The organism is Methylobacterium dankookense, from assembly GCF_902141855.1.
Lineage (GTDB): Bacteria > Pseudomonadota > Alphaproteobacteria > Rhizobiales > Beijerinckiaceae > Methylobacterium > Methylobacterium dankookense.
On sequence record NZ_CABFVH010000030.1, the window covers coordinates 59,477 to 71,229 of the forward strand.

Below are 11,753 nucleotides of genomic sequence, written 5' to 3' on the forward strand. Positions count from 1 at the left end.
CGCCGCCGGGCCTCTCGCCTTCGGAGCCGCCTGCGTGATCCCCCTCCGCCGCCTCGCCGCCGCCCTCCTCGCGGCCTCCGCCCTCGTGACCACGGCGCGGGCCGAGACCATCCGCGTCGCCGTGGGCACGCAGGACACCACGATCAACTGCGCCACCGGCGGCCTGCTGATCCGCGAGCTGAAGCTCCTGGAGAAGTTCCTGCCGCGGGACGGCAAGTACAAGGACGCGACCTACGACATCCAATGGCGCAACTTCACCAGCGGCGCGCCACTGACCAACGAGATGGTCGCCGGCAAGCTCGACCTCGGCGCGATGGCCGACTTCCCGGGCTCGCTCAACGGGGCCGCCTTCGCCAAGGCCGGCCGGCGCAGCCTGTTCCTCAGCGTGCTCTCGGGCAGCGTCAAGGGCAGCGGCAACGGCGTCGTGGTGCCGGTCGCCTCGCCGGTGCAGTCCTTCGCCGAACTGAAGGGCAAGACCATCTCGGTGCCCTTCGCCTCGACCTCCCACGGCCTGCTGCTGCGCGCGGTGAAGGCGCAGGGCTGGGACCCGGAGCGCGACGTCACCATCATCACGCAAGCGCCGGAGGTGGCGGGCTCGGCGCTCAAGGCCAACAAGATCGACGCCCATGCCGACTTCGTGCCCTTCGCCGAGCTGTTCCCCTGGCGCGGCATCGCGCGCAAGATCTACGACGGCTCGCAATCCAACGCCCCGACCTTCCACGGCTCCCTGGTCGATGCGGCTTACGCCGAGCGCTACCCCGAGATCGTCACCGCCTATCTGCGCGCCGCGATCGAGGCGGACCGGCTGGTCGCGGCCGAGCCCGAGCGCTACGCCGAACTGATCGAGCGCGTGACCGGGATCGAGGCCGAGGTCGCCTACCTGTTCCACGGGCCGCTCGGCCTGCAGACCCGGGACATCACCTGGAAGCCCGAGTACCGGCAGGCGCTGAAGACCTCGATCGAGACCCTGACGCTGCTCAAGAAGGCGGATGGCGACCTCGACGTCGACCGCTTCGTGGACGACCGCTTCGTCCGCGCCGCCGCCGCTCAGGCCGGGATCGACTACGAAGCCCACCTCAAGGACTACGCCCAGGCGCCGCTGACGGCGTCCGACGCCGCGACCGGCCAGCCGATCACCGACGTCTCCCGCGTCGCCCAGATCTGGGTGAAGGGCGAGGCGAAGGTCCGCCACTACGCCTCGCCCGAGGGGGCGCTCGCCGCCCTCGCAACCCTCGAACGGGAGGGCGGCAGCGCCCGCGTCGTCTACGCGCAGGACCGCAACAGCGGCATCAAGCTGTTCGCGGCGCAAGGCTGGTACGTGCGGGATGCCGAGCGCCGCCTCAGCGCCTTCCTGCTCAAGGGCGATGCCGAGGGTTTCGCCAAGGCCCATGGCGGCGAGGTGCTCGACTTCGCCGCCGCCCGGGCGGGCGTGGCGCGGCTGAGCGCCCGATGAGCGCCGCGACCCTCGAAGCCCCGGGCGCCGCCCTGGCGCCGCCGAAGGCGGAGAGCCGGCGCGCGCAAGGCCGCCTGCCGCTGCGCCGCCTCGTCACGCGGGCGGCGGCGCTCGGCCTCGGCCTCCTCGCCTGGCACCTCGCCGCGAGCCAGAAGCTCGATCTCGGCCTCGTCACCTTCCGAAACGTGCCGACGCCGGCCGACGTGGCGCGGGCGGCCTGGGCGCTGGCGCATTCGCCCAAGCTCGGCGCCCATGTGGGGGCGAGCCTCGCGCGGGTGCTGGGCGGGTTCATGGCGGCGCTCGTCGCGGGGATCGGCCTCGGCCTCGCCATCGGCCGCTCGCGGCTCGCGGGCGACCTCCTGCTGCCGCCGCTCGAAGTGCTGCGGCCGATCCCGGCGGTGGCCTGGATCCCGCTCGCGATCCTGATATTCCCGTCCTCGGAAGCCTCGATGGTGTTCATCACCTTCACGGGCGCGCTGTTCCCGATCCTCCTCAACACCGTGCACGAGGCCGAGGCCGCGAGTCCCCGCCTCGTCGCCTCGGCCCGCAGCCTCGGCGCGGGGCGGGCCGCGATCCTGCGCGAGGTGGTGATCCCGGCAGCGCTGCCCAGCATCGTCACCGGCGCGGCGATCGGCATGGGTACGGCCTGGTTCTGCCTCGTCACCGCCGAGATGATCTCCGGCCAGTACGGGATCGGATACTTCACCTGGGAATCCTACACCTTGCAGAACTACGACGACATCGTCGTCGGCATGCTGCTGATCGGTCTGCTCGGCATGGGATCGAGCGTCGCGGTGCGCGCCGCCGGCCGCCTCGCCATGCCCTGGACGCGCGCGGGAGGACGGTCGTGACGGATTCCCTGACGGAGGCCCCGCCCGCGGGCCGCATCGCGATCGCCGGCGCCGGGATCCGGCTCGGCGAGGGGGCGGCCGCCTTCGAGGTGGTGCGCGACATCGACCTCGCCATCCCGCCGCGCCAGTTCGTCTGCCTGCTCGGGCCCTCGGGCTGCGGGAAGTCGACCCTGCTCGGGGCGCTCGCCGGCCATCTCGGCCTCGCCCGCGGCAGCCTCAGCCTCGACGGGCAGCCCGTGGCGGGGCCGCATCCGGAGCGCGGCATCGTCTTCCAGCAGCACACGCTGCTGCCCTGGCGGCGCGTCCTCGACAACGTCGCCTTCGGCCCGAAGATGCGCGGGGTTCCGCGCGCCGAGCGGCTGGACCGGGCGCGGGACTTCCTGGCCCTCGTCGGCCTCGCCGACTTCGCCGACCGCTACCCGTCCGAACTGTCGGGCGGCATGCAGCAGCGGGTCGAGATCGCGCGGGTGCTGATCAACCAGCCGCGCGTGCTCCTGATGGACGAGCCCTTCGGCGCCCTCGACGCGCAGACGCGGCTGATGATGCAGGAGCTGCTGCTCGACATCTGGACGCGGCTGCCGACCACCGTGGTCTTCGTCACCCACGACATCGACGAGGCCCTGTTCCTCGGCGACCGGGTGCTGGTGATGTCGGCCCGGCCCGGGCGCATCCTGGAGGACATCCCCCTTGCCTTCCCGCGGCCGCGCGGGCGCGACCTCGTCACCGATCCGGACTTCGTCGCCCTGAAGCGGCGCTGCCTGGACCTGCTGCGCCCGCGGGACGGCAGGCCGCCGCTGCCGCGCCTCACGCCGCTCGGCCTGCCGCTTGCGGGAGCGGCCTAAGAACTGCGCGATCCCTGATCAAGGAATGCGCATCCTTGGGCTTCCAACGGGCAGCATCCGCCGATGAAGGCAATTATCCGACAGGTTTCGGGTGATTGCCACCCGGCCTCGGACTGTCGCGGATAGTCTTCGCGGGCCATCGACCCGACCCGCGCCGCGCGACGATTCGCGGCGCGCGGTACTCCTCACAGAACGGGACAAGCACGACGTGGGATACGACCTGGGATCGGACACGAGCGCGGGCGCGGATCTCAGCGGGATCGAGCGCGGGGTCCTGGCGCGGATCGACGAGGCGGCCTGGCTCGACCTCGCCTGCGCCCTGATCCCGGCCGGGCAGCCCGAGGCCGAGAACCCGCTCGATCCGGACGAGCCGCCTGCCCGCGAGGAGGGCGCGGCCCTGTTCATCGCCGACATCCTGCGGAGCATGGACATCCCGGTCGACCTCGTCGCCAAGCGGCCCGGGCGGCCGAACGTCGTCGGCGTGCTGCCCGGCAGCGATCCGGCGGCGCCCTCGCTGATCCTCAACGACCACCTCGACACCTACCCTGCCGGCGAGTGGTCGGCCTGGACGATGCCCGGCGGCCATCCGTCCCGGCCGCCCCGGCACGGAAACCGCCTCTACGCCCGCGGCACCTCGGATACCCGCGGCAACCTCGCCTGCACGCTCCTCGCGGTGCGGGCGATCCGGGAGGCCGGCATCCGCCTCAAGGGGACGCTCACATGCGTCTATACCGTCGACGAGGAGAAGAACGGGCCGGACGGCTCGATCTTCCTCCTCGACGAGCAGGGGCTCAAGGCCGACTACACCATCGTCTGCGAGCCGACCGGCTGGACGAGGGCCGACGGCTCCTGGGGTATGGGCGTCGCCGTGGCCAATGGCGGCCATTACCTCGTCGAGATCGAGACGCGTGGGGTGAAGACCCATCTCTGGCGGCCGGACACGGGCGTGAACGCCGTCGCCACGATGGCGCGCCTGCTCGGGGCCCTCGAGACCATGACCTTCACGCACAGGGCCGCCCGGCTCGCTGGCGGCACGCCGCCGCGCACCGCGATCCTGCGCGTCTCGGGCGGCCTGCCCCGGGAGATGCAGTTCACCCCCGACCTCTGCCGCGCCGTGATCGCGGTGGTCGGCATCCTGCCCGGCATGAGCCCCGAGAGCGTGATGGCCGACATCCGCGCGGTGATCGAGGCCGCAGCAGAGGCCGATCCCGAGCTGCGGGCGGAGGCGCGGCCCTATCCCGGCGCGCTCTTCGTCGACGGCACCCCGGAGCAGGACGAGGCGGCCGATCCGACCGCCGCGCTCGCCCGCGCCTACGGGCGCCTGCTCGGCGAGGCACCGCGGATCTATCGCAAGAACGCCTTCAACGACACGATCCGCTTCGCCGAGCGCGGCCACGCCGCGATCACCTTCGGGCCCGGCGAGGACGGCTGGCCGCCGGTCAACGAGTACGTCGACATCGACAAGGCGGTGGCCGCCACCCGCATCCTCGCCCTCACGATCCTCGACCTGCTCGGAACAGAGTGATGCCGCTTCCGGCCCGGAGACCGCCCATGACACGCCTCGCCCTCTGGCTCGCCCTCGTCGGCGCCCTGCTGTTCGGCAGCCCGCCCGCGACCGCACAGGCCAAGCTGCCGATCCGCATCGGCTTCCAGACGGGCGAGGTGAATGTCCTGCTCTCGCACGCCGTCGCCGCCGGCCTGTTCGAGAAGGAGGGCCTCGCCGTCACCCTGGCGCAGTTCCCCGCCGGCCCGGCCATGCTGCCGGCGCTCGCCGCGGGCGAGGTCGACCTCGCCTGGATGGGCGAGTTCCCGGCGGTGACCGGCTACGCCAACGGCCTGCCGATCGAGATCCTGTTCATGGAGCGGATCGACGCCACCAACGTGCGGCTCGTCGCCAACCCGGCCGCCGGCATCGCGAGCCCCACCGACCTGAAGGGGAAACGGATCGGCGTCGCGATCGGCTCGACCAGCCATTACCACCTGCTGCGCGCCCTCTCCCAGGCCGGGCTCAAGGCCGAGGACGTGCGCCTCGTGAACCTCACCCCCGCCAACATGCCGCCGGCCTACGCGGCGGGCCAGATCGACGCCGCCTTCGTCTGGGAGCCGAATGTCGGCGCCATGGAGCGCCAGGGCGCCAAGGCGATCGCCACCACGAAGAGCCTCGGCATGATCACCGGCGGCGTCTGGGTGGCCCGCAAGCCCTTCGTGACGGGCTCGCCCGAGACCGTGCAGCGCTTCCTCAAGGCCTGGGATGCGGCGCAGAATGCCTATGCGGCCGATCCGGCGGGCGTGCGGGCGGCGGAGGCCAAGCGCATCGGCATGAGCGGGCCGGATTTCGACGCGCTGGTCGCCGGCCAGAGCGTGGCGCATCCGAGCTTCCGGCAGACCCTCACCGCCGACTTCCTCGGCGCGCCCGGCCAGGAGGGCGAGTCCCGGCTGATGAAGCACCTGCACGGCATCGCGGCCTTCCTCGTCGGCGAGAAGCGCATCCAGGCCCCGCCCGCCGACTGGGCCGGCCTGTTCGACACCAAGCCGATCCAGGCCTACCTCGCGGGCGCCTCCGCAGGTGTCGCCAAGGGCGTTGCAAAGGGCGTCGCAAAGGGCGCCTCGCAATGATCCGCACGGCGCTCCGCGTGGTCCGGCCGGCCCGCCCGGAGGCCGGGGCGGACCCCGTCCCCGCGGCGGCGCGGCCGGTCCTGGCCTTCGAAGGGGTCGGCTTCGCCTATGACGGCCGCGCGGTGATGCGCGACGTCTCGTTCCGCGTCGCTCCCGGCGAGATCGTCGCGCTGCTCGGCCCCTCGGGCTGCGGCAAGACCACGATCCTCAACATGATCGCCGGCTTCCTCGCGCCCACCGAGGGCGTCGCCCTGCTCGACGGCCGCGCGATCGCCGGACCCGGCCCGGACCGGGGCGTCGTCTTCCAGGCGGCGGCCCTGTTCGACTGGATGACGGTCGCCGAGAACATCGCCTTCAGCCTGCGCTGCGCCGGGCGGCCGCGGCGCGAGCGGCGGCGGGTCGCGGAGGAGATGGCTGTCCTCGTCGGGCTCGCGGGCCGGGAGGACGCCTATCCCTACGAGTTGTCCGGCGGCATGCGCCAGCGCGTCGGCCTCGCCCGGGTGCTCGCCGCCCGGCCGCGGGTGATGCTGATGGACGAGCCCTTCTCGGCCCTCGACGTGCAGACCCGCGAGGCGCTCCAGGAGGAGGTGCTGCGCATCCGCGACCGCACCGGCTGCACGATCGTCTTCGTCACTCACAGCATCGACGAGGCGGTGTTCCTCGGCGACCGCATCTTCCTCCTCGAGGACATCCGGGCGGGCCGGTTCGAGCGCTTCGCGGTCGATCTGCCGGGCCCGCGCGACGCGCCCGAGAACCGCCTCGCGCCGGGCTTCCTGAGCCTGCGCGAGACGATCTACCGCCGCATGCGCCACCACGGCTGAGGCCGCAGACCGGAAGAACCCATGAGCACCGACGAGGCGACCGCCCGGCGCCGCTACCGCATCCTGGCCGTCCTCTCGCCGCTCACCCTTCTCGGCGCCTGGGCCTTCGTGACGGCGCAGGGCCTCGCCACGCCGACGATCCTGCCCTCCCCGCTCGCGGTGCTCGCGAGCCTGACCGACATGGTCGGCCACGGCTATTCCGGGGTCGATCTCGCGACCCATGTGCTGGCGAGCCTGCGCCGGGTCGGCATCGCCTTCTGCGGCGGCGCGCTCCTCGGCACCGCGATCGGCCTGCTGCGCGGGCGGGTGCCCGAGATCGACGCCCTGTTCCTCGTCCCCTCCGAGCTCGTCCGGCCGATCCCGCCGCTCGGGCTGATCCCGCTCTTCATCCTGTGGTTCGGGATCGGCGAGACCTCGAAGATCCTGCTGATCTTCCTCTCGGTCTTCCTGATCGCGATGGTGAACGCCCAGGCCGGGGCGCGGGCCTGCAGCCTCGACGCCCTGCGCGCCGCCCGCTCCATGGGCGCGGGCCGCTGGCAGGCCTTCCGCTTCGTCGTGCTGCCCTCGGCGCTGCCGCAGATCATGACCGGCCTGCGGGTGGCGATGGGCACCGCGCTGACGATCCTGGTCGCGGCCGAGCTGCTGGGCGGCGACCGCGGCCTCGGCTTCCTCATCCTCGACGCGTCGAGCTTCTTCCGCACCACCTACGTCTTCGCCGGGATCGTCCTCGTCGGCCTGATCGGGCTGGCGAGCGACCGCGCCATCGCCCTCCTCGGGCGCCGGATCGTCCACTGGGAAGGCAAGCGCTGATCCCTCCCCGCCCCGCTCGGAAAGCCGGTTTCGGACAGGCCATGACCCTCGCTTCGCTCCCTCTCGACTTCGCATCGGTCCGCGCCGCCCGCCGCGACGGCGTCGCCGCGATCGACCTCGTGGCGGAGAGCTGCCGCCGCGCGCGAGCCTGCGCCGGGGACGGCATCTTCACCGCCCTCGTGCCGACCGAGGAGGCCCTGGCCCGGGCCGAGGCGCTGCAGGCGCGCGCGGAGGCCGGCGCGGCGCTGCCGCTCCTCGGTCTCACCTTCAGCGTCAAGGACAACCTCCACGTCGCGGGGATGGAGACGACCTGCAACTGCCCGGCCTTCTCGATCCATCCCGCGGAGAGCGCGCCCGCGATCAGCCGCCTGGAGCAGGCGGGCGCGGTCCTCGTCGGCAAGAACACGATGGACCAGTTCGCCACCGGGCTGAACGGCACGCGCAGCCCGGAGCCGCTCTGCCGCAACGCCGTCGACCCGGCCTACATCCCCGGCGGGTCGAGCTCCGGCTCGGCGGTCGCGGTGGCGCGCGACCTCGTCGCCTTCTCGCTGGGCAGCGATACCGGCGGGTCGGGCCGGGTCCCGGCGGCCTGCAACGGCATCGTCGGCCTGAAGCCGACGCTCGGCCTCGTCAGCACCCGCGGGCTCGTGCTCAACAGCCGCATCCTCGACTGCATCCCCGTCTTCGCGAAGACCTGCCCCGACGCCTGGGAGGTCCTCGACCTCATCCGCGGTCACGACCCGCAGGACCCCTACAGCCGGCCCGATGCCGACGCCATCGCCCGCGGCCCTGCCCCGGCGGCCCCGGCCTTGCTCGCCGTGTTCCGCCCGGACGACATGCCGTTCTTCGGCGACGAGCGGGCGCGGGCCAGCTACGAGGCGAACCTCGCGACGCTCACGCGCCAGGGCCACCGCTTCCGCGAGGTCCCCTTCGCGCCCTTCGCAGAGGCCGGACGCTTCGTCTTCCAGTCGGCGCTGGTGGCGGAGCGCCTCGTGGAATACGGCGCGATCCTCGCCGAGCGGCCGGAGGCGATCCATCCGGCAGTGAGGTCCGCGATCGCGGCGGGCACGACCTATTCCGCTCGCGACGCCTTCGAGGCGCTCTACGCGCTGCAGGCCCTGAAGCGGCAGACCTACGCGGAGCTGGAGGGAACCGCCGCGCTCGTCGTGCCGACGGTGCCGACCATCTTCACGATCGAAGCGATGCTGGCCGAGCCGATGGCCCGCAACACGGCGATGGGCACCTATACCTATTTCGTGAACCCGCTCGACCTCTGCGCGATCACCGTGCCCGGACAGCCCCGCTCCGACGGGCTGCCCTCCGCCCTGTGCTTCGTCGGCCGGCCGGGCGACGACCACCTCGTCGCCGCGCTGGCGGACGCCTTCGCGACGGCCTGAAGACCCGGAGATCCGTCGCCGTCCGGGCGAGGCGGCACGAACAGCATTGCGCGCAACGAACCGCCGCTCCCTGTCACATGCGTGCGTTGCCCCGGATCCGCGCCGGGTATAGGCCAAGCACAACAGAATGGTTCCAGGGAGATGGCCCATGGCACACCAGTTGTCGCTGGATGTGAACGGGCGCGCCGCGCACCTGACCGTCGACGATCCCGACACGCCGCTCCTCTATGTCCTGCGCGACGACCTCGGCCTGCACGGGCCGCGCTTCGGCTGCGGCCTCGGCCAGTGCGGCTCCTGCACGGTGCATGTCGATGGGCAGGCGGTGCGCTCCTGCATCACCCCGGTCTCCGGCCTGAAGCCGGGAGCGCGGATCGTCACCCTCGAGGGCCTCGGCGGGCCGGACAGGCTGCACCCGGTGCAGGCGGCCTTCATCGAGGAGCAGGCCGCGCAGTGCGGCTACTGCATCAACGGCATGATCATGCAGTCGGCCGCCCTCCTCAACGAGAACCCGAAGCCCGACGAAACCGCGATCCGGCAGGCGCTCGCCCAGAATCTCTGCCGCTGCGGCACCCATCTGCGGATCGTGCGCGCCGTCCGGCGCGCCGCCGGCACGCTCTGAGGGAGGTCCGCCCATGAACGCGCCCCTGCTCTCGCGCCGCAACCTGCTCCTCCAGGGCGGCGCCCTCGTGGTCGGCTTCGCGCTGTCCGGCCGGAACGCCCAGGCGCAGATCTTCGCGCCGGTCGCGACCGACGGATTCTCGAAGCCCGTCGCGCCGGACCAGGTCGACAGCTTCCTGGCCCTCGGCGCGGATGGCCGCGCCACGATCTTCTCCGGCAAGGTCGATCTCGGCACCGGCATCGAGACGGCGATGGCCCAGATCGCGGCCGAGGAGCTCGATCTCCCCCTCGACCGCGTCACGGTGGTCCAGGGCGACACCGCTCTGACCCCCGACCAGGGCCCGACCTATGGCAGCCTCTCGATCCAGAAGGGCGGCGTCGAGATCCGGCAGGCGGCGGCGACCGCCCGCGCCCGCCTCGTGCAGCTCGCGAGCGAGCGGCTCGGCCTGCCCGCCGACGCCCTGGCGACCGAGAACGGCACCGTGCGCCCGAAATCCGGCGGCAAGGCGATCAACTATGCCGAACTGGTCAGGGGCGGCCGCCTCGACCTGAAGGTCGACCCGGCCGTCGCCACCAAGGACCCGGCGACCTTCGCCCTCGTCGGCAAGTCGGTTGCGCGGATCGACATCCCCGAGAAGATCACCGGCCGCTTCACCTACATGCAGGATTACCGCGTGCCCGGCATGGTGCATGCCCGCGTGGTGCGCCCGCCGACGATCGGCGCGCGCCTGGAGAGCGTGGACGAGGCCTCGGTCGCGTCGGTTCCGGGCCTGATCAAGGTGGTGCGCCAGGGCAATTTCCTGGCCGTCGTCACCGAGAAGGAATGGGCGGCCGTGAAGGCAGCCGGGCTGATCAAGGCGACGTGGTCGAAATGGGAGGGCCTGCCGGAGCAGGACAAGCTCTGGCAGCACGTGCGCGCCACCAAGGTCACGAAGGACGACGTCACGAGCAGCACGGGCGATGCCGAGGCGGCGCTCGGCCAGGCCGCGAGGACCCTGGAGGCGAGCTACGATTTCGCCATCCACACCCACGGCTCGATCGGCCCGTCCTGCGCGATCGCGGTGTTCGCGGACGGCCTGCTGACCTGCTGGACCGCCTCGCAGATGACGCATGCCCTGCGCAAGCAGCTCGCGGCGATGACCGGGCTCGCACCGGAAGCGGTGCGCTGCATCTACGTGGAGGGCTCGGGCTGCTACGGCCGCAACGGGCACGAGGACGCGGCCGGCGACGCGGCCCTCCTCGCCCGCGCGGTGGGCCGACCCGTCCGGGTGCAATGGTCGCGCGCCGACGAGCATGGCTGGGACCCGAAGGGACCGCCGACCCTGATCGACCTCAAGGCGGGGCTCGACGGGCAGGGCAACGTCTCCGCCTGGTCCTCGCAGTTCCACGTGCCGGAGGGCGCGGCCGGCAACGTGCCCCTGGTGGCGGCCGACCTCGCCGGGCTGCCGCACGAGACCGCGCTGGCGCCGGGCAACGTCATCCAGAACTCGGCGCTGCCCTACGCCTTCCCGAACGTGCGCACGGTCTGCCACCGCCTCGCCACGACGCCGTTCCGGCCCTCCTGGATCCGCACGCCGGGCCGGATGCAGAACACCTACGCCAACGAGGCCTTCCTCGACGAGTGCGCGGCGGCGGCGGGCGCCGACCCGCTGGACTACCGCCTGCGCGCGCTGAAGGATCCGCGCGGCATCGCGGTGCTGAAGCGGGTCGCCGAGATCGCCGGGTGGCAGGCCCGGACCCCGCCGGTGAAGGAGGCCTCGGGCGACGTGCTGCGCGGGCGCGGGATCTCCTACGTGAAGTACGAGCTGAACCGCACCTACGTGGCGGGCGTCGCCGAGGTCGAGGTCGACCGCGGCACGGGCCGGGTCCGGGTGCCGCGCTTCTTCGTGGTCCAGGATTGCGGCCAGATCATCAACCCGGACGGGGTGCGCAACCAGCTCGACGGCAACGTCATCCAGACGGTGAGCCGGGTGCTGATGGAGGAGGTCACCTTCGACCGGGGCGCCGTCACCAGCCTGGACTGGGCGAGCTACCCGATCCTCGCCTTCCCGGACGTGCCCGAGGTGGTGAGCGACCTCATCGACCGGCCGACCGAGAAGCCCTGGGGCGCGGGCGAGCCCTCCGCGGCCATCGTGCCCGCGGCGATCTCGAACGCGATCTTCGACGCCACCGGCGCCCGGCTGCGCTCGGTGCCGTTCACGCCGGCCAAGGTGAAGGCCGCCCTTCAGGCGACCTGACGGTGCGGACTAGGTCGCGGACTCATTAAGTTCGCAGCCAGACCCGCAGGGCTGCGAGCTTGACGCTGGCGAGGAAGTTGTCGGGGTCCTTGTCGTAGCGCGTGGCGA

At 72.4% G+C, this 11,753-nt stretch carries 10 protein-coding genes and 1 pseudogene; 10 read left to right on the forward strand and 1 reads right to left on the reverse strand.

The window, feature by feature from the left end:
• Nucleotides 1–34: 34 nt before the first annotated feature.
• The 10 genes from MTDSW087_RS19930 to MTDSW087_RS19975 all read left to right on the forward strand — a co-directional run bounded on the left by MTDSW087_RS19930 (nucleotide 35) and on the right by MTDSW087_RS19975 (nucleotide 11,645).
• Nucleotides 35–1,453, forward strand: a complete 1,419-nt coding sequence (locus MTDSW087_RS19930; protein WP_373321898.1) for an ABC transporter substrate-binding protein — start codon at nucleotides 35–37, stop codon at nucleotides 1,451–1,453.
• The gene (locus MTDSW087_RS19935) at nucleotides 1,450–2,304 is read left to right on the forward strand and encodes an ABC transporter permease (RefSeq protein WP_144766652.1); all 855 of its coding nucleotides are present in this window, start codon (nucleotides 1,450–1,452) and stop codon (nucleotides 2,302–2,304) included. Before MTDSW087_RS19930 ends, MTDSW087_RS19935 begins: the two co-directional genes overlap by 4 nt.
• Nucleotides 2,301–3,146 (forward strand): ABC transporter ATP-binding protein, encoded by an 846-nt coding sequence (locus MTDSW087_RS19940; protein WP_186383923.1) that lies wholly within the window; start codon nucleotides 2,301–2,303, stop codon nucleotides 3,144–3,146. The genes MTDSW087_RS19935 and MTDSW087_RS19940 overlap by 4 nt, the downstream gene beginning before the upstream one ends.
• A gap of 208 nt (nucleotides 3,147–3,354) precedes the next feature.
• A complete protein-coding gene (locus tag MTDSW087_RS19945) occupies nucleotides 3,355–4,671 on the forward strand; it encodes a M20 family metallopeptidase (protein WP_244948394.1) in 1,317 nt (438 codons plus the stop codon).
• Nucleotides 4,672–4,697: 26 nt separating this feature from the next.
• On the forward strand, nucleotides 4,698–5,762 hold the full coding sequence (locus MTDSW087_RS19950) for a taurine ABC transporter substrate-binding protein (RefSeq protein WP_144766653.1): 1,065 nt from the start codon (nucleotides 4,698–4,700) through the stop codon (nucleotides 5,760–5,762).
• Nucleotides 5,759–6,583, forward strand: coding sequence for an ABC transporter ATP-binding protein (locus MTDSW087_RS19955; protein WP_144766654.1), 825 nt, complete (start codon nucleotides 5,759–5,761; stop codon nucleotides 6,581–6,583). Before MTDSW087_RS19950 ends, MTDSW087_RS19955 begins: the two co-directional genes overlap by 4 nt.
• 21 nt (nucleotides 6,584–6,604) lie before the next feature.
• On the forward strand, nucleotides 6,605–7,393 hold the full coding sequence (locus MTDSW087_RS19960; protein WP_186383924.1) for an ABC transporter permease: 789 nt from the start codon (nucleotides 6,605–6,607) through the stop codon (nucleotides 7,391–7,393).
• Nucleotides 7,394–7,434: 41 nt separating this feature from the next.
• Nucleotides 7,435–8,790, forward strand: a complete 1,356-nt coding sequence (locus MTDSW087_RS19965; RefSeq protein ID WP_144766655.1) for an allophanate hydrolase — start codon at nucleotides 7,435–7,437, stop codon at nucleotides 8,788–8,790.
• Nucleotides 8,791–8,938: 148 nt separating this feature from the next.
• Entirely contained in the window at nucleotides 8,939–9,409 is a 471-nt protein-coding gene (locus tag MTDSW087_RS19970; protein ID WP_144766656.1) for a (2Fe-2S)-binding protein, read from the forward strand.
• Between the two features lie 13 nt (nucleotides 9,410–9,422).
• Nucleotides 9,423–11,645, forward strand: a complete 2,223-nt coding sequence (locus MTDSW087_RS19975; RefSeq protein ID WP_144766657.1) for a xanthine dehydrogenase family protein molybdopterin-binding subunit — start codon at nucleotides 9,423–9,425, stop codon at nucleotides 11,643–11,645.
• Between the two features lie 25 nt (nucleotides 11,646–11,670).
• Here MTDSW087_RS19975 and MTDSW087_RS19980 read toward each other — a convergent pair.
• Nucleotides 11,671–11,753, reverse strand: a pseudogene (locus tag MTDSW087_RS19980) (IS5/IS1182 family transposase); the annotation flags it as partial.